15 protein-coding genes are annotated in these 17,433 nt (G+C 71.1%); 9 read left to right on the top strand and 6 right to left on the bottom strand.

Annotated features, from left to right (window positions below; all coding sequences use genetic code 11):
- Positions 1-142 precede the first annotated feature (142 nt).
- From ACIRS4_RS07300 to ACIRS4_RS07260, 9 genes are all read left to right on the top strand, one after another.
- The gene (locus ACIRS4_RS07300; RefSeq protein ID WP_404191327.1) at positions 143-1,078 is read left to right on the top strand and encodes a carbohydrate ABC transporter permease; all 936 of its coding nucleotides are present in this window, start codon (positions 143-145) and stop codon (positions 1,076-1,078) included.
- The gene (locus ACIRS4_RS07295; RefSeq protein WP_404191324.1) at positions 1,075-1,974 is read left to right on the top strand and encodes a carbohydrate ABC transporter permease; all 900 of its coding nucleotides are present in this window, start codon (positions 1,075-1,077) and stop codon (positions 1,972-1,974) included. Before ACIRS4_RS07300 ends, ACIRS4_RS07295 begins: the two co-directional genes overlap by 4 nt.
- Before the next feature lie 109 nt (positions 1,975-2,083).
- Positions 2,084-3,256, top strand: coding sequence for a Gfo/Idh/MocA family protein (locus tag ACIRS4_RS07290; protein ID WP_404191322.1), 1,173 nt, complete (start codon positions 2,084-2,086; stop codon positions 3,254-3,256).
- Positions 3,256-4,104: a PmoA family protein gene (locus tag ACIRS4_RS07285; protein ID WP_404191319.1), complete on the top strand. Its 849-nt coding sequence runs from the start codon at positions 3,256-3,258 to the stop codon at positions 4,102-4,104. The genes ACIRS4_RS07290 and ACIRS4_RS07285 overlap by 1 nt, the downstream gene beginning before the upstream one ends.
- Positions 4,101-5,612, top strand: coding sequence for a family 43 glycosylhydrolase (locus ACIRS4_RS07280; RefSeq protein ID WP_404191317.1), 1,512 nt, complete (start codon positions 4,101-4,103; stop codon positions 5,610-5,612). The genes ACIRS4_RS07285 and ACIRS4_RS07280 overlap by 4 nt, the downstream gene beginning before the upstream one ends.
- Positions 5,613-5,684: 72 nt before the next feature.
- Positions 5,685-7,031, top strand: coding sequence for an ABC transporter substrate-binding protein (locus ACIRS4_RS07275; RefSeq protein WP_404191314.1), 1,347 nt, complete (start codon positions 5,685-5,687; stop codon positions 7,029-7,031).
- A 111-nt stretch (positions 7,032-7,142) separates the two neighbouring features.
- Complete coding sequence (locus ACIRS4_RS07270; protein ID WP_404191311.1) at positions 7,143-7,937, top strand: rhamnogalacturonan acetylesterase; 795 nt, start codon at positions 7,143-7,145, stop codon at positions 7,935-7,937.
- A gap of 35 nt (positions 7,938-7,972) precedes the next feature.
- On the top strand, positions 7,973-9,289 hold the full coding sequence (locus tag ACIRS4_RS07265) for a polysaccharide lyase family 1 protein (RefSeq protein WP_404191309.1): 1,317 nt from the start codon (positions 7,973-7,975) through the stop codon (positions 9,287-9,289).
- Positions 9,290-9,392: 103 nt separating this feature from the next.
- Complete coding sequence (locus ACIRS4_RS07260; protein WP_404191306.1) at positions 9,393-10,559, top strand: pectinesterase family protein; 1,167 nt, start codon at positions 9,393-9,395, stop codon at positions 10,557-10,559.
- On the opposite strand, the gene ACIRS4_RS07255 is transcribed toward ACIRS4_RS07260, so the two are convergent.
- From ACIRS4_RS07255 to ACIRS4_RS07230, 6 genes are all read right to left on the bottom strand, one after another.
- Positions 10,540-12,783, bottom strand: coding sequence for a family 43 glycosylhydrolase (locus ACIRS4_RS07255; protein WP_404191303.1), 2,244 nt, complete (start codon positions 12,781-12,783; stop codon positions 10,540-10,542). The genes ACIRS4_RS07260 and ACIRS4_RS07255 overlap by 20 nt on opposite strands.
- A 159-nt stretch (positions 12,784-12,942) precedes the next feature.
- Positions 12,943-13,812, bottom strand: coding sequence for a hypothetical protein (locus ACIRS4_RS07250; protein WP_404191300.1), 870 nt, complete (start codon positions 13,810-13,812; stop codon positions 12,943-12,945).
- The gene (locus ACIRS4_RS07245) at positions 13,809-14,381 is read right to left on the bottom strand and encodes a SigE family RNA polymerase sigma factor (protein WP_404191298.1); all 573 of its coding nucleotides are present in this window, start codon (positions 14,379-14,381) and stop codon (positions 13,809-13,811) included. Before ACIRS4_RS07245 ends, ACIRS4_RS07250 begins: the two co-directional genes overlap by 4 nt.
- 212 nt (positions 14,382-14,593) lie before the next feature.
- Complete coding sequence (locus tag ACIRS4_RS07240; protein WP_404191296.1) at positions 14,594-16,051, bottom strand: peptidoglycan D,D-transpeptidase FtsI family protein; 1,458 nt, start codon at positions 16,049-16,051, stop codon at positions 14,594-14,596.
- 102 nt (positions 16,052-16,153) lie between these two features.
- Positions 16,154-16,621, bottom strand: a complete 468-nt coding sequence (locus ACIRS4_RS07235) for a GNAT family N-acetyltransferase (RefSeq protein ID WP_404191293.1) — start codon at positions 16,619-16,621, stop codon at positions 16,154-16,156.
- Positions 16,622-16,645: 24 nt separating this feature from the next.
- Positions 16,646-17,419, bottom strand: a complete 774-nt coding sequence (locus tag ACIRS4_RS07230) for an IclR family transcriptional regulator (RefSeq protein WP_404191290.1) — start codon at positions 17,417-17,419, stop codon at positions 16,646-16,648.
- Positions 17,420-17,433 lie beyond the last annotated feature (14 nt).

Here is a 17,433-nt window from a genome sequence, read left to right as displayed (position 1 = left end):
CGCCGCAGCACCCGCACGACCAGGCACACCCATGCGCAGGGAGAAAGCGCTTCCTGCGCCACGCGTGACACACGCACCACGCACCACGCACGCGGACGCACCAAGCACGCGCACGCACCACGTACCAGAACGGAGAACAGTCATGGCCCAAGCCGCAGCCGTGGCGAAGCCGCCCGCGCCACCGAGGCGGCGTCGGGCCTCCGCCACGCCCCGCAGACTGCCGTACCTGCTGATCGCACCGGCGGCCCTGCTCATGCTGGGGTTCATCGCCTACCCGGTCATCAGCGTCTTCTACTACAGCCTGCAGAACTACAACCCCACCAAACCGTGGCGCAACGGCTACGCGGGCTTCGACAACTTCGTCCACGCCTTCACCGAGGACCCCGTCTTCTGGGACACGCTGACCTTCAGCGCCAAGTGGGTCTTCGTCGAGGTGGGACTCCAGCTGATGTTCGGCCTCGCCCTGGCCCTCATCGTCAACCAGACCTTCGTGGGCCGCTCCCTGGGACGCGCCCTGGTGTTCTCCCCCTGGGCCGTCTCCGGCGTGCTGACCTCCGCGATCTGGGTGCTGCTCTACAACTCCCAGACGGGCATCACCCGTTACCTCGCCGACGTCGGCATCGGCTCCTACGGGACCAGCTGGCTGTCGGACACCTCCACCGTCTTCCCGGCGGCGATCGTCGCCGACCTGTGGCGCGGAGTGCCCTTCTTCGCGATCCTCATCCTCGCCGACCTCCAGTCCGTCTCCAAGGACCTGTACGAGGCCGCCGAGGTCGACGGGGCGTCCCGGCTCAAGCAGTTCTGGCACATCACGCTGCCGCACCTGAAGGACGCCATCGTCCTGTCCACGCTGCTGCGCGCGGTGTGGGAGTTCAACAACGTCGACCTGCTCTACACCCTGACCGGCGGCGGCCCCGCGGGCGAGACCACCACCCTCCCGCTCTACATCGCCGACACCAGCGTCGACGCCCACAACTTCGGTTACGCGTCCGCGCTGACGACGGTCGCGTTCGTCATCCTGCTCTTCTGCTCCATGGTCTACCTGCGGCTGAGCAAGTTCGGAAGGGAGGCCAAGTGATCACCAAGGAGGCCACCGTGCCGGCGCCCACGCCCGTGAGCGCGCCCGCCGCGCCCGAGCAGCGGCCGCGCGGCAGCAACCGCTCCTGGGACGAGGTCCCGCGCTGGCAGATCTATCTGCCCCTGTCGGTCTACCTCGTCTTCACCCTGATCCCCTTCTACTGGATCCTGCTCTTCGCGCTCCGCCCGGCCGGCTCGACCTCGCTCGTGCCCTGGCCGATGACCTTCGACCACTTCGACAAGGTCTGGACGCAGCGCAGCTTCGGCACCTACTTCCAGAACAGCCTGCTCGTCGGCGTCGCCACCCTGGTGATGACGACGGTGGTCGCGCTGGCCGGCGGCTACGCCCTCGCCCGCTTCGACTTCAAGATCAAGCAGGGCTTCATGCTGGCCCTGCTCTGCTCCCAGTTCGTGCCGGGCGCGCTGCTGCTGGTCCCGCTGTTCGAGATCTTCGCCGAACTGAAGATGATCAACTCGCTGGGCAGCGTCATCCTCGCCGAGACCGTCTTCCAGCTGCCGCTGTCGATCATCCTGATCAGCAACTTCATCAAGAACGTGCCGTACTCGCTGGAGGAGGCGGCCTGGGTGGACGGCTGCAACCGTCTGACGGCGTTCCGGATCGTCGTGCTGCCGCTGCTGCGGCCCGGTCTGATCGCCGTCGGCTCCTTCGCCTTCGTGCACTCCTGGAACCACTTCCTGTTCGCCCTGATGTTCCTCAACAACCAGGACAAGCAGACCATCCCGGTCGGCCTCAACACCCTGATGAGCGCCGACAGCGTCGACCTGGGCGCGCTCGCCGCGGGCGGCATCATCGCCGCCGTCCCCGTGGTGATCGTCTTCGCCTTCATCCAGAAGTGGCTGATCACGGGCTTCAGCGCGGGGGCGGTCAAGGGATGAGCGCCCTCACGGCACACCCCGGCCGGACGCCTACCCTGCACCGAAAGATCGACGGCGCCGCGGCGGCCGCCCATGAGGCGGCGCCCGGCGCGGGCGCAGGGAGGATCCCATGAACACCGCAGTCCCCATCGTCCTCGCGGGCGCGCGCGGCCACGGCCGCTGGCACTTGGACAACATCCGCCGGCTCCAGGACAAGGGCGTCGTCCGCCTGGCGGGCGTGTGCGAGCTGACCCCGCTCACCCCGGACGAGATCCCCGAGGGCCTCGGCACGCCCGAGCAGTCCGCCGACTTCGGCGCCCTGCTCGACTCCACCGGTGCGCGGATCGCCGTGATCTGCACACCGATCCCCACCCACACCGACCTGGCCCTGACCGCGGCGGCCAAGGGTGTGCACCTGCTGCTGGAGAAGCCCCCGGCGCCGTCGTACGCCGAGTTCCGGCGGATGGCGGACGGGGTCGCCGCGGCGGGCGTGGCCTGCCAGATCGGCTTCCAGTCCCTCGGCTCGCACGCCGTGCCCGCGATCCGGCGGCTCCTCGACGAGGGGGCGATCGGCGAGGTCGTCGGGTTCGGCGGGGCCGGCGCCTGGGCCCGCGCGGAGACCTACTTCCGGCGCGCGCCCTGGGCCGGCAAACGGCGGCTGAACGGCGTCGACGTGATCGACGGCGCGCTCACCAACCCGCTCGCGCACGCCGTCGCCACCGCCCTCGCACTGGCCGGCGCCACCCGCGCCGAGGACGTCGCCCGCATCGAGACCGAGCTGGCGCACGCCAACGCCATCGAGTCCGACGACACCTCCTGCGTCCGCGTCACCACCGCCGGCGACCTGCCCCTCGTCATCGCCGCCACCCTGTGTGCCGAGGACCCGGACGACCCGTACGTCCTCGTCCACGGCACCCGCGGCCGGATCACCTACTGGTACAAGCAGGACCGCGTCCTGGTCCAGCGCGCCGACCACGGCCCCGAGGAGATCGAGCACGGCCGCACCGACCTGCTGGAGAACCTCGTCGACCACCTCACCGACGGCGCCGAGCTGCTCGTCCCGCCGGCCGCGACCGAGGCGTTCATGCGGGTCGTCGAGGCGATCCGCGTCGCCCCCGACCCGGTGCGGCTGCCGGACGACGCCTGGCGCCCGGTGCCCGACGAGGGCCGCCGGGCCGTCCCCGGCGTCGACGGGCTGGTCGCGGCCGCCGCCGACACCCTCGCCCTGTTCTCCGAGCTCGGCGCCCCCTGGGCGCGCACCACCACGTACCCGCCCGCGCATCCGAAAGAGGTGAGCACCTGATGACAGCACCCGACGCACCGGTCCTCCTGCGTGTCGCGGGCCGCCCCGTCGGCCGGTACGTCACCCGGCCGGAGCTGCCCGCACGGCTCTCCCCGCGCCCCTACCTGCACCCCGTCACCACCCTGGCCGGCACGGCGGTCACCGAGTCGAGCCCCGCCGACCACACCCACCACCTCGGCGTCGGTGTCGCCGTTCCCGACGTCGAGGGGTTCAACTTCTGGGGCGGACGCACCTACGTCCGCGACCAGGGCCCCACCGAGCTCGACAACCACGGCTTCCAGCGGCACACCGCGTTCCAGCTGTGCGACCCCGACGGGCTGGTGGAGGAGCTGCGCTGGGTCGCCGCCGGGGCCGAGCTGCTGCGCGAGCGCCGCACGGTCGCCGCCGGGGAACTCACCGATTCCGCCTGGGCGCTGGACTTCACCTTCTCCCTCACCAACGTCACCTCCGGGCCGGTCACGATCGGCAGTCCCGCCACCAACGGACGCCCCGGCGCCGCCTACGGCGGCTTCTTCTGGCGCGCCCGCAAGGAGGGCACGGCGCCGGAGGTGTTCACCGCGGCGGCCGAGGGCGAGACGGCCGTCCATGGTGAGCGCGCCGACTGGCTGGCCCTGGCCGGCGCGGACTGGACCCTCGTCTTCGCGGGCGCCACCGACGCCACCCGCCGCGACCCCTGGTTCGTGCGCACCACCGAGTACCCGGGCGTCGGCTCCTCCCTGGCCTGCGAGCGACGGCTCGCGATCGCGCCCGGCGAGACGGCCGTCCGGCGGATCGTCACCGTCGTCGCCGACGGCCGGCTGGGCCGCGACGAGGCGGCCTCGCTGGTGCGGAAGGCGGTCAGCCAGTGAGCGGCGAGACGTACACCAACCCGGTGCTGAACGCCGACTGGTCCGACCCGGACGTCGTGCGCGTCGGCGACGACTACTACCTCACCGCCTCCAGCTTCGGCCGCGCCCCCGGCCTGCCCCTGCTGCACTCGCGCGACCTGGTCAACTGGACGCTGGTCGGCCACGCCCTCGAACGTCTGGAACCGGCACGCGAGTTCACCTCCCCGCGCCACGACTGCGGCGTCTGGGCGCCCGCCCTGCGGTACCACGACGAACGCTTCTGGATCTTCTGGGGCGACCCGGACCAGGGCGTCTTCCAGATCAACGCGCCCGAGATCAGGGGCCCTTGGACCCGGCCGCACCTGGTGAAGGAGGGCAAGGGACTGATCGACCCCTGCCCCCTGTGGGACGAGGAGAGCGGCGAGGCCTACCTCGTGCACGCCTGGGCCAGGTCCCGCTCCGGCGTGAAGAACCGCCTCACCGGCCACCGGATGCACCCCGACGGGACGTCATTGCTCGACGAGGGCAAGGTCATCGTCGACGGGGACCGCATCCCCGGCTGGTTCACCCTCGAAGGCCCCAAGCTCTACCGGCGCGACGGCTGGTACTGGATCCTCGCGCCCGCCGGGGGAGTGGAGACCGGCTGGCAGGGAGCCTTACGCTCCCGGGACTTCTTCGGCCCCTACGAGCACCGGATCGTCCTGGAGCAGAAGGACACCGGCGTCAACGGCCCCCACCAGGGCGGCTGGGTGCGCACCCAGACCGGCGAGGACTGGTTCCTGCACTTCCAGCAGCGGGGCGCGTACGGCAGGGTCGTCCACCTCCAGCCGATGCGCTGGGGCCCCGGGGGAGACTGGCCGGTCATCGGCGACGAGGGCGCCCCCGTCGCCGTCCACCGGCGGCCCGACCTGCCCCCGCAACCGCCCGCCGCGCCCGCCGCCGACGACGACTTCCCCGGCGGACGCTTCGGCCGCCAGTGGAGCTGGACGGCCAACCCCCGTGACGGCTGGGCCACCCACCACTCAGGGGACGGACTGCGGCTGACCTGTGTGAGCACCCCGGCCGTGCACGACCTGCGCACACTGCCGCACGTCCTCACCCAGCGGCTGCCCGGCACCCCCTGCGCCGTGGAGGTCGACCTCACTCTGCACGCCGAGGAGCCCGGCGCACGGGCCGGACTCGCGGTCCTCGGCGACGCCTTCGCGTGGATCGGACTGCAGCGCGGGACCGACGGGACGGTCCACCTCGTGCACCGGTTCGCCGAGGCCGTCGCCGACCGGGAGCGGGACGCCGACCATCCGCGCCTGGTGCCCGATGGACAGGCCCTGCTGCGCGTCGAGATCGGTGAGGGCGCGCGCTGCCGCTTCTTCTGCGACGTCGGCGACGGCATGCGCCCCTCCGGGCCCGTCTTCGCCGCCACCCCCTGGCGTTGGGTCGGAGCGCTGCTCGGGCTGTTCGCCGCCGCCCCGGACCGGCCGGGACACGCCGGGGCCGCCACCTTCTCGCACTTCCGGATCAGCCCCCTCTGACGCACCGTCCCCCCACGGACCCCCACAACTTCACAGCAACCCTCGTTGGATTTCAAAGAAGAGAGCCGACCAATGAAGATCAGCGTTCACAGAAGCAGGCGTGCCACCGCGGCCGTCGCGCTCGGATCCGTCCTCGCCCTGACCGCCACCGCCTGCGGTGACGACGGCAGCGGCAGCGGCGGCGACAAGGGATCCGACGGCAGCGGCAAGGGCAAGATCGTCTTCTGGGACAACAACGGCGGTGTCCGCACCGACATCTGGAAGGAGGTCATCGCCGACTTCGAGAAGCAGAACCCGGACATCAAGGTCGAGTACGTCGGCATCGCCTCCACCGAGTACCAGTCCAAGGTCGACACCGCCATCCAGGGCGGCGGTCTGCCGGACGTCGGCGGCGTCGGCGCCGCGATGCTCGCCGGGTTCGCCGCGCAGAACGTGCTGGAGCCGCTGGACGACCGGGTCGGCAAGTCCTCCCTCAACGGCAAGCTCAACGAGGACATGGTCAAGGTCCTCAAGGCGTCCGGCGGCGGCGACGGCACCCTGTACTCCGTCCCGACCTCGGCCAACAACGGCGTCCTCTACTACCGCACCGACCTGTTCAAGGCGGCGGGCCTGGAGGCGCCGACGACCTGGGACAAGTTCTTCGCCGCGGCGGACAAGCTCACGGACACGGGCAAGAACAAGTTCGGGTACACCATCCGCGGCGGCAAGGGCTCCATCGCCCAGGCGCTGGACGCGATGTACGGCCAGAGCGGGATCACCTCGTTCTGGAACGGTGACAAGACCACCGTCAACGACCCGAAGAACGTCGCGGCGCTGGAGAAGTACGCGGCGCTCTACAAGAAGGTCACCCCCGCGGCAGACCTGAACAACGACTTCACCAAGATGGTCGCCCAGTGGGACTCCGGCACCATCGGCATGCTGAACCACAACCTCGGCTCCTACCAGGACCACGTGAAGGCGCTCGGCGTCGACAAGTTCCGGGGCATCCCGCAGCCGGCGGGCGCCGACGGCAAGCGGGTCCAGGTGTCCAACCCCGTCGACGGGCTCGGGCTGTTCAAGAGCTCGAAGAACAAGGACGCGGCGTGGAAGTTCATCGAGTTCGCCACCTCCAAGGCGGAGAACTCGAAGTTCAACGAGTCGGCGGGGCAGGTGCCCGCCAACAACGAAGCGGCCAAGGACGCGTGGATCTCCAAGGCCGAGCCGACGAAGCTGGCCGCGCAGGCGCTGACGGACGGGTCGACGACGATCGTGCAGCTGCCGTACTACCTGCCGGACTGGAACACCATCTCCAAGTCGGACAACGAGCCGAACTTCCAGAAGGTGCTGCTCGGCAAGACGAGCGCGAAGGACTTCCTGGACACGCTGGCCGACCAGCTGAACAAGGCTCAGGCCGAATGGAAGCAGCAGCACAAGAGCTGACGTCGTCCGGGGCGGCCTGTGGTCTCGCAGGCCGCGGGCCGTCCCGGCTCTTCGCGCAGTTCCCCGCGCCGCCGAGGGAACTGCACCCCCTCTGTTGAAAGGTGCACCATCGTGTCCCTTACGCGCAGACAGGTGGCCACCGCCGCCCTTTCCGTCCCTCTTGCCTTCGCCGGCAGCGGCGCCGCACACGCCGGCCCCCGTCGGGAGAGAACCCTCTACATCGCCGGCGACTCCACCGCCGCCCAGAAGTACGCCGACGCCGCGCCCGAGACGGGGTGGGGGATGGCGCTGCCCTTCTTCCTCCGCGAGTCGGTGGCCGTCGCCAACCACGCGGTGAACGGCCGGAGTTCGAAGAGCTTCGTCGACGAGGGGCGGCTCGACGCGATCCTCTCCGTGATCCGGCCCGGTGACGTGCTGCTCGTGCAGTTCGCGCACAACGACGAGAAGGCGACCGACCCCGCCCGGTACACCGAGCCCTGGACGACGTACCGGGACTTCCTACGGATGTACGTCGACGGGGCCCGTGCGCGCGGGGCGCGGCCCGTGCTGCTGACGCCCGTGGAGCGGCGGCGGTTCGACGCGGCGGGTGACGCCGTGCCGAGCCACGGCGAGTATCCGGCGGCGATGCGCGCGCTGGCGCGGGAGGAGGACGTCATCCTGCTCGACCTCCAGGCGCAGTCGCTCGCGCTGTGGCAGGAGCTCGGGGTGGAGGGGACGAAGACCTACTTCAACTGGACCGAGACCGAGCAGGACAACACGCACTTCAATCCGCCCGGCGCGATCGCCCTGGCCCGGCTCGTCGCCGCGGGCCTGGCATGCGACCGGGTGCTCGCGCGCCGGGACGTGCGCCGGCTGGACGCGGAGATCCCGGCCTCCTGGATCACCTGGCCGCCGGCCGCTTCCTGAGAGTCATCCCTTCGACGCCGAAAGAGAGCCGCACCGTGAACGCACAGAGATGGCATGGGCATGCCGTAAACATGGCCGTGGTCGGCTGCACCGCCCTCGCGCTGACCGTCACCGCCCCCACCGCCCAGGCACAGCCCTTCCGCGACCCCGCCCGGCAGACCCTCCCGGCGGGCGACGGATGGGCGTCGTACGGCACCGGGACCACCGGCGGGGCCGCCGCCGACGCCCAGCACGTCCACACCGTCACCACCTGGGCCGAGTTCAAGGCCGCCCTCGCCGCCGACGGCGACACGCCGAAGATCATCAAGGTGAAGGGCACGATCGACGCCGTGTCGCAGGGATGCGACTCGCTCGCCGCCCCCGGCTACGACTTCGACGCCTACCTCGCGAAGTACGCGCCGGAGAAGTGGGGCCTCGACACCGATCTGAGCGCCGAGCCCGACGACAGCCCCGAAGGGCTGCGCCGCGTCTCCGCCGCCAACCAGGACCAGCAGATCAAGGTGAACGTCCCCGCCAACACCACCATCATCGGCGTCGGCAGGAACGCCGGGTTCAAGGGCGCCAGCCTGCAGATCAGGGCCGTCGACAACGTCATCGTCCGCAACCTCGCCTTCGAGAGCCCCGTCGACTGCTTCCCCCAGTGGGACCCCACCGACGGCGCCAAGGGCAACTGGAACTCCGAGTACGACACCGCCGTCGTCTACGGCTCCACCCACGTCTGGCTGGACCACAACACCTTCACCGACGGCGCCCACCCCGACAGCGCCGCGCCCACGTACTTCGGGATGCTCTACCAGCAGCACGACGGCGAGCTGGACATCGTCCGAGGCTCCAACCACGTCACCGCGTCCTGGAACGTCTTCACCGAGCACGACAAGACGATCCTGATCGGCAACAGCGACAGCGAGTCCACCGCGGTGGGCGACCGGGGCAAGCTCAAGGTCACCTTCCACCACAACCTGTTCTCCGGCCTGGTCGAGCGGGCGCCCCGGGTGCGGTTCGGGCAGGTCGACTCCTACAACAACCACTTCGTCGCCGACTCCTCCTACTCCTACAGCTTCGGCATCGGCAAGGAGTCCCAACTCGTCGCCCAGCACAACGCGTTCACCCTGCCCGGCGGAGTCAGCGCGGCCAAGGCGCTGAAGCGCTGGAACGACTCGCCGGTCACCGCCGACGACAACTACGTCAACGGCAAGGCCGTCGACCTGATCGCCGTGCACAACGCCGAGATCCCCGGCGAGACGCTCCGCTCCGGCGCGGGCTGGACGCCGACCCTGCGCACCAGGGTCGACCCGCCCCGGGCCGTCCCCGGGATCGTCCGCGCCGGAGCCGGCGCCGGGAAGATCTGCTGACCCCGTGCCGACCCGACGGGCCGGGACCCCACGGTCCCGGCCCGCTCCCTTCAGGGCCCTTGAGAGCCCTCAGAACCCGAGCCGCACGTGAAGGAGCACCCGCATGTCCTCGCCCCACCCCCGGCCGCTCCTGTCCCGCAGGGGCTTCCTGACGATGGCCGCCGGCGCGCCCGCCGCCCTCGGACTGCCGGCCGCGCACTCCGCCCACGCCGCCGCCGGACCACGGACCCGCCCGGACCGCCCGTTCGGCCGCTTCGGCTCCCCGGCCGCCCGCCTCACCCCGTCCACCCTGTACGTCGACCCGCTGGGCCGTGGCGACCACACCTCGGTCCGCGACGCCGTGGCCGCCGCCGCGGGCAGCGGCCGGACCCTCGTCCTCGCCCCCGGCGTCTACCGCGAGACCGTCGCCGTCGACGCCACCCGCACCGAGGCGACCTGGATCGGCGCCTCGGAGAACCCGCACGACGTGGTGATCGTGTACGACAACGCGGCCGGCACCCCCAAGCCCGGCGGCGGCACCCACGGCACCACCGGGTCGGCGACCACCACCGTGCAGGCCGACGGCTTCACCGCCCGCTGGATCACCTTCGCCAACGACTGGCTGCGCGCCGACCACCCCGGCGTCACCGGCACCCAGGCCGTCGCCCTCAAGGTCCAGGGCGACCGCTCGGCCTTCCACCACTGCCGCTTCCTCGGTCACCAGGACACCCTGTACGCCGACACCATGGCCCTCGGCGTCTTCGCCCGCCAGTACTACTCCCACTGCTACGCCGAGGGGGACGTCGACTTCGTCTTCGGCCGGGCCACCGCGGTCTTCGAGCACTGCCGCTTGCGCACCCTGACCCGCACCGACCTGGCCGCCGCCCCCTACGGGTTCGTCTTCGCCCCCTCCACCGCCGGCGCCAACCCGCGCGGCTACCTGGTCACCAGGAGCCGCGTCACCAGCGAAGCCCCGGACGCCTACTACAAGCTGGCCCGCCCCTGGGTGCCCAGCTCCGACACCACCGCCCGCCCCATGCTCACCGTCCGCGACAGCCACCTGGGGCGCGGCATCGACGCGGTCGCGCCCTACACCGACATGTCGAGCTCCTTCCCCTGGCAGTCGATGCGGTTCGCCGAGTACCGCAACTCCGGACCGGGCGCCGAGATCACCGTCCCCGAGAACAGGCCCCGACTCACCCGGGAACAGGGTGAGTCGGCGACCCGTGCGGCCTACCTCGGTGACTGGGCCCCGTGGAAGGAGCTCGTGATCACCGCACCTGGTTCCTGACCGGTCCGATGCCCTCCAGGGTGGGCAGCACCGGCTTGATCGTGCCGTCGGCCGCGAACTCCATGCGGTCGACGGTGGTCTCGCGGTGCATGCCGTCGCCGCCCGGGCGGCCGGGGCCGTTGAGGGCGAACCGGTGGTAGACCATGTACCAGTCGTCGGTGCCGGGCGCCCGCACCACGGAGTGGTGGCCGGTGGCGAGCACGCCGTACTCGGGGCGCTTGGACAGGATCGTCCCCCGCTTCGTCCACGGGCCGAGCGGTGACGGCCCCGTCGCGTAGGCCACGTGGTAGTTCTCGCTGCGGGTGTCGTCCTCGGACCACATGAAGTAGTACGTGCCGTTCCGCTTGATGACGAAGGACCCCTCACGGAAGTTGTCCGGAGTGATGTCCTTCACCTTCGAGGCGTCGTACGACACCATGTCGTCGTTCAGCGGGACCACGTAACCGTGGCCGTTGCCCCAGTAGAGGTACGCCCGGCCGTCGTCGTCAGTGAAGACCGCCGGGTCGATCATCTGCCCCTGCAGCGAACCGCCCTTCGCCACCAGGGGCTTGCCCAGGGCGTCCTTGAACGGGCCGGCGGGGGAGTCGGCCACCGCCACGCCGATCTGCTGCTCGGCGCAGAAGTAGAAGTAGTACTTGCCGTCGCGCTCGGCGATCGCCGGGGCCCAGGCGTATTTGTCGGCCCAGCTCACGTCGGGGCCCAGGTCGAGGATGACGCCGTGGTCCTTCCAGTGGACCAGGTCCTTCGACGAGTACGCCTTGAACCGGGTGCCGCTCCAGCCCTGGAAGCCGTCGGTCGTCGGGTAGATCCAGTACTCGCCGTTCAGGTAGTGCACGTCCGGGTCGGCGTTGAGGCCGGGCAGGATCGGGCTGCGGGTGCGCACCGCCTCCACCGTCCAGGTGCGCCGCGTGCCGCCGGGCGCGGTCACGGTGTACTTCTGGGGCGTGCGGAAGTCGCGCCGGGTGCCGGAGCGGGGGCTCACGGAAGCGCCCTCGCCCGCCCACAGCGTCGGCGCGAGCCGGGCGAGGTCGGCGTCCGGCGCCATCGGCAGCACGACCTTCGAGGACGCCTCGGTGACGATCGCGTACCCCTTCTGGCCCTTCGCCGTCGCGTCCGTCAGCGAGGCCGGGGCCGGCGGGTACGCGGCGAGCAGCCGGTCGTACTCGGCCTGCGTCACCGGGAGCACGGTGCCGTGCCGGGGGCTGGCCGGGAGCTGGTAGTTCACGGACGGGGTCCAGCGGCCCGAGTCGAGGTCGGTGGTCTCGAAGGGCACGTAGCCGCGGCCGCCGTACTCGTCGATGAACAGGTACCACTTGTCCTCGGTGTTGGATTTGAAGACCGTCGGGCCCTCGCCGCGCTCCATCGCGCCGCTGCCGATGCAGTCCGCGACCAGGTCGTACCGGGTGGCGGTCAGGCTCCGCGACTTCTCCCCGGTGATGAACTTGGCGCAGGGCGAGCTGGAGGCCGGGTCCCGCTCGTCCTTGGTGTAGCGGTAGTAGACGCCCTTGTGCTGGACGACCGTGGAGTCGATGACCGAGTAGCCGGGGTCGTTCCACACCTTCGGCGCGCTGAAGGTGCGGAAGTCCTTCGTGGTCGCGTACAGCATCTTGTTGTACGTCGAGCCGGTGTGGCCGGGGTCGTCGTCGGCGTAGAGCTTGGACGCCCAGAAGACGACGTACGCGCCGAGGCCGGCGTCCCAGTAGGCCTCCGGAGCCCAGGTGTTGCCGGCGCTGTCGGGGGCGACCTTCACCAGGCGCTGGTCGGTCCAGTGGACCAGGTCCGTGGACTCCCACACCATGACCGACTTGCTGCCGTGCCGCTGGACGTCGTCCCAACTGCCGCTGCTGTTCTGGTACATGCGCAGGTCGGTGGCGATGAGGTAGAACCGGTCGCCCTTGGGGGAGCGGATCACGAACGGGTCGCGCAGGCCCTTCTCGCCGATCGTGGAGGTGAGGACGGGTTTGCCGGCGTTCAGCTCCCGCCAGTGCAGCGGGTCGTTGCCGCGGCTGAGGGCGTAGCGGATCTGCTCGCCGTCCGCGGTCCCCTCGCCCGTGAAGTAGGCGAACAGGTAGCCGGCGTACTTCGGATGGTTCACGGGCGGTGCTCCGGTGGTCGCGGTGCTGGGCGGTGCGGCCAGCAGGGCCAGAAGGAGGGCGAGGAGCGCGAGGGGGACGAGGAGGACCGGGAGGGGCCTCGACGGCAGGAGCGTGCGAGTGGGGCGCATGACACATCCTGTGCGACTGTGGGGGATTCTGTTGTCCTGTGCCTGGGAGTCTCACCAGCGGGGCGCGGGGCGTCAATCGGTGGACATGGGGCGGGAGGGGACCGAAAGTTTCGATCCCCTCCCGCGCGTCCGTCTCCTGCGGCCTCGCCGCCGGCTGCGTCAGTCGTCGCCCTGGGCCGCGAAACCGCCGCCCACGAAGCGGTCGGCGGAGCCGGCCCTCGCGGTGACGGCGTAGCTGTCGTCCTTGGCGTCCCGGCCGCCGCGCTCGTGGTTGTACTGCCCCGCGAACACCCACTCGCCCTTGGGGACCGTTCGGCCTTCCTTGAGCACCCAGGTGTAGACGAGGTAGCCGTCCCGCTCGGCGACCGTGAACGTGAAGTCGCCCTCCGGCAGGGAGCGCCAGGCCCCGGCCGAGGACACGCCGCCGGTCTGCGCCACCTTCAGCCGCACGGTGAGCGAGGTCAGTTGCTCGGCGGCCTTGAGGGTGATGTCGCTCTGCGCCCAGAAGTCGTTGCTGTGCGGGTCGACCGAGCCGTCCGACCACAGCGGGCCGTCCTCGACGCCGTGGGAGGGCGGCGGAGCCGTGGTGACGGGGGGCGGGGCCGGGGCCGAGGGCGTGGGCCGGGCGCTGTGCGACGGGGAGGAACTCGGCTCGACCGGCTCCCGCTTCTGATGGCCGGAACTCGGCGTCGGCTTCGGGGAGGCCGGCGGACGGCTGGTGGCCTCCGGGGAGGGGACCGGTGGCGAGGACGCCGCCACCGTCTGCTGCTGCGGCGGGGTGTCGCCCCGTACGGCGGACGCCACCGCGTAACCGCCGACCGCGAGCATGCCCGCGACGGCCGCCGTGGCCCCCACGATCCGCGTCCAGCTCCACAGGGGCGGCCGGGCGTCCCGGCGTACGGCCTGCTCCCCGCCGGCCATGCCGCGCTCGATCCGGGCGAGGATCCGCTCGCGGTTCGGCTCGTGCGCCCCGGCCGCCCCCCGCAGCCGGGCGCGCAGCTCGTCGTGCACGTCCCGCCGCATCGTCATCGGTTCCTTCCTCCGGCCTGGCCGGTGCGGACCGTGAACACGGCGTGCTGCACCTTGGGCGGAGCGCCTTGTGGGCCGAGCAGCTTCTGCAACTCGGCCATTCCCTTGGAGGTCTGGCTCTTCACCGTACCCACCGAGACCCCGAGCGCGAGCGCGGTGTCCTTCTCCGAGAGGTCGAAGGCGTGCCGCAGCACCACACAGGCCCTTTTGCGGAACGGGAGTCTACGCAGCGCCGACTGGACGTCCACCACGCCCGCCACGTCGGGGTTCTCCGTCTTCTCCTCGCGCTGCGACCAGAACAGGGTGATCCTCCGGCGCTCGCGCACGGCGCTGCGGATCCGGGTGCGGGCGAGGTTGGCGACGACGCCGCGCGCGTACGCCACCGGGTGGTCGGCCGAGCGGACCCGGTCCCAGCGGTGCCACAGCGCCAGCAGCGCGTCCGCCGCCAGATCGTCGGCGGCGTCGGGCTCCCCGGTCAACAGGTGGGCGAGGCGGGACAGTTCGGCGTAGTGGCGTTCGAAGAAGGCGTGGAACTCCACCGAGGCGGCGTCGTCGACGACTGTGCCCACGGGTGACCTCTTCTCGCTGCGGACTGCCGGCGTCCCGGCAGGGGACGCGCGCATGTCATGTGAATGACATGAGGATGTCCCGGGGAGGACGCGGGACGAGATCCGGAAGCGTAGCAGTGATCATCCGCTTGACCTGGTACAGGGGTTCGAGTTGGCTCGAACGCTGCGGCGCGTTCTCGGGGGTTCCGGCGCCATGAACGCCCGAGGACCCGTCAGTTCTCCAGGGCCGCCTGCATGGCGGCCTTCGCGACCGGGGCGGCCAGGCCGTTGCCGCTGACCTCCGAGCGCTGCGCGTTCGACTGCTCCACCACCACCGCCACGGCGACCGCCTTGCCGCCGGCCTTCCCGTACGAGGTGAACCAGGCGTACGGCGTCTGGCTGTTGTTCTCGCCGTGCTGGGCGGTTCCCGTCTTCCCGCCGACGGTGACCCCGTCGATCCGGGCGTTGGTGCCGGTGCCCTGCTCCACGACCGTCCGCATCGCCGACTGCAGCTGCTCGGCGGTGCGGGCACTGACGACCCGCTCGGTGGAGGGCTTGCCGTTGTCCTCGTAGTTCTCGAGCACATTGCCGCCGCCGTCGGTGATCTCCGAGACCATGTGCGGCGAGACGAGCACCCCGCCGTTGGCTATGGCGGCCGACACCATGGCCATCTGGAGCGGGGTCGCCGTCACGTCGTACTGGCCGATGCCGGTGAGGGCGGTCGACGACGCGTTCATGCCGGACGGGTACACGCTCGGGTAGGCGCGCACGGGCACGTCCTGCGCCGTGTCGTCGAAGCCGAACTTCTCCGCCGTCGCCCGCACCTTGTCCTGCCCCAACTGGACGGCCATGTGGGCGAAGACGTTGTTGCACGAGTACTGGAGCGCCACCCGGATCGAGGCGTCCTCGCACGGGGCGGAGGCGTTCTCGTTGCGCAGGACGGTCCTCGTGCCCGGCAGCGGATAGGGGTCCGGGCTGTCCGTCGACTGGTCCACCGACGTGTACAGGCCGCTCTCCAGCGCCGCCGCCGCGACGACCAGCTTGAATGTGGAGCCCGGCGGCAGCGGCTGCCGCAGCGCCCGGTTCGTCAGCGGCTTGTCCGGGTCGGCGGTGAGCTTCTTCCACGCGGCCCCGGCGGTGTCGGCGGCGGTCAGCGAGGACGGGTCGTACGACGGCGTCGACACGACCGCGAGCAGCCTCCCGGTGGCCGGGTCGATGGCGACGGCCGCGCCCTTCTTGTCGCCGAGCGCGTCGTAGGCGGCCTTCTGCACGGCCGGGTCGATCGTGGTGACCACGTCCCCCGGAGCGGCCCGGGTGTCGGTGACGGCGTCCATCACGGACCGCAGCCTCGGGTCGGTGCCGTTGAGCAGATCGGCGTAGACGCCCTCCAGCTGTGTGGGGGCGTAGCTCTGGGAGGCGTAACCCGTCACCGCCGCGTACAGCTCGCCGTCCGTGTACGTGCGCCGGTACTTGAGGTCGCTGCCCGCCGTGGCCGCCGAGCCGGTGATCGCCTTGCCGGCCACGACGATGTTGCCCAGCGGCGCCGAGTACGTCTCGATCGCGTTCCGCCGGTTGTTCTGGTCGTCCGCCAGCGCCCGGCCCTCGTAGAACTGCACCCACGTCGCCCTGACCAAGAGGGCGAGGACCAGCAGCAGCGTGAAGAGCGAGGCGCGCCTGATCGTCTTGTTCATCGCACCCGGAAAGACGAACCGGCGGAAGGGAATCGTTCCCTTCCGCCGGTTTTCTCATCGAACGCTCATGTTCTTACCTGTTCGGGCTTCTTCTCACCTGGTTCACGCCTCCAGCCTCAGGACGACCTCGGGGATCTCCTCGCCGCGCGCGTCGGCGAAGCCCGAGGCGTGGGCGGTGACACGGAAGCCGCACTTCTCCAGCACCCTCAGGGAACCGGCGTTGTCGGCCGCCGCCCGGGCGTACAGCGGACGCTCGGGGACCTCGGCGAGGAGCGCCCGCAGTGCGGCCGTCGCGATGCCCCGGCCCCAGTGGGAGCGGTCCACCCAGTACGTCACCTCGCGCTCGCCCGGCTCCCCGTACACCGCCGCATGGCCGACGACGTCCCCGTCGGTCAGCACGGTGCGCACCAGGGCGCCGGACCTCACCCGTTTCCAGTGGTCCTCGAACTGGGACCGGTCGGCCGGGTCCGGCGGGGTGAACGCGGCCATCCGCCGGGCCTCGGGGTCGGTCATCTGCCGGTAGAAGACCGGCAGATCGCTGTCATGGACGGGACGCAGGTCGATCTGCATGCCCCGAGGCTACCTCCGCCTGCTTCACAGCCGGCGGGTCGCCAGCGTCAGCCGGTCCCGCGCGTCGAACAGCGCGTCCTTGACCAGTTGCTCGTGCGCGGGCGTGAGCCTCGCCACCGGCACGGAGCAGCTGATCGCGTCCCGCGCGGGCGTGCGGTAGGGGATGGCGACGCCGAAGCAGCGCAGGCCGAGCGTGTTCTCCTCCCGGTCCACCGCGAAGCCCTGGTCACGGATCTGGCGCAGCTCCTCGATGAGCTGCTCGCGGTCCGTGATGGTGTGTTCGGTCAGCGCGGGCAGCGCCTCGGGGAGCATCTTGCGGACCTGCTCGTCGCTGTAGGTGCTCAGCAGCGCCTTGCCCAGCGAGGTCGAGTGGGCGGGCAGCCGACGGCCCACGCGCGTGAAGGGGCGCAGATAGTGCTGGGACTGGCGGGTCGCGAGGTAGACCACGTTGGTGCCGTCGAGGCGGGCCAGGTGGATGGTCTCGGTGGTGTCGTCCGAGAGCCGGTCCAGCGTCGGTCGGGCCGCCGCCACGACCTCGTCGCCGTCGATGTAGGAGGTGCCGACCAGCAGCGCCCGCACGCCGATGCCGTAGCGCGTGCCGGTGGCGTCGGTCTCCACCCAGCCCAGCTCGACCAGGGTGCGCAGCAGCATGTAGAGACTCGACTTGGGATACCCGACGGCCTCCTGGACCGATGCGAGGGAGTGCATACCGGGGCGACCGGCGAAGTATTCCAGCAGTTCAACCGTCCGCACCGCGGACTTGACCTGCGCCCCGCCCCCCGTCTCGCCAGCCGACATCGCCCTTGACCCCT

It is taken from the genome of Streptomyces sp. NPDC101166 (genome assembly GCF_044768125.1).
Classification (GTDB): domain Bacteria; phylum Actinomycetota; class Actinomycetes; order Streptomycetales; family Streptomycetaceae; genus Streptomyces.
Note: the sequence above shows the minus strand (reverse complement) of the source record. Positions and strands in the feature narration are given on the sequence as shown.

Bases quoted from the DNA above. Each gene is read 5' to 3' on its own strand.
- ACIRS4_RS07300 (WP_404191327.1), top strand. From the start codon at position 143: ATGGCCCAAGCCGCAGCCGTGGCGAAGCCGCCCGCGCCACCGAGGCGG.
- ACIRS4_RS07290 (WP_404191322.1), top strand. From the start codon at position 2,084: ATGAACACCGCAGTCCCCATCGTCCTCGCGGGCGCGCGCGGCCACGGC.
- ACIRS4_RS07285 (WP_404191319.1), top strand. From the start codon at position 3,256: ATGACAGCACCCGACGCACCGGTCCTCCTGCGTGTCGCGGGCCGCCCC.
- ACIRS4_RS07275 (WP_404191314.1), top strand. From the start codon at position 5,685: ATGAAGATCAGCGTTCACAGAAGCAGGCGTGCCACCGCGGCCGTCGCG.
- ACIRS4_RS07260 (WP_404191306.1), top strand. From the start codon at position 9,393: ATGTCCTCGCCCCACCCCCGGCCGCTCCTGTCCCGCAGGGGCTTCCTG.
- ACIRS4_RS07255 (WP_404191303.1), bottom strand. From the start codon at position 12,783: ATGCGCCCCACTCGCACGCTCCTGCCGTCGAGGCCCCTCCCGGTCCTC.
- ACIRS4_RS07250 (WP_404191300.1), bottom strand. From the start codon at position 13,812: ATGACGATGCGGCGGGACGTGCACGACGAGCTGCGCGCCCGGCTGCGG.
- ACIRS4_RS07240 (WP_404191296.1), bottom strand. From the start codon at position 16,051: ATGAACAAGACGATCAGGCGCGCCTCGCTCTTCACGCTGCTGCTGGTC.
- ACIRS4_RS07235 (WP_404191293.1), bottom strand. From the start codon at position 16,621: ATGCAGATCGACCTGCGTCCCGTCCATGACAGCGATCTGCCGGTCTTC.
- ACIRS4_RS07230 (WP_404191290.1), bottom strand. From the start codon at position 17,419: ATGTCGGCTGGCGAGACGGGGGGCGGGGCGCAGGTCAAGTCCGCGGTG.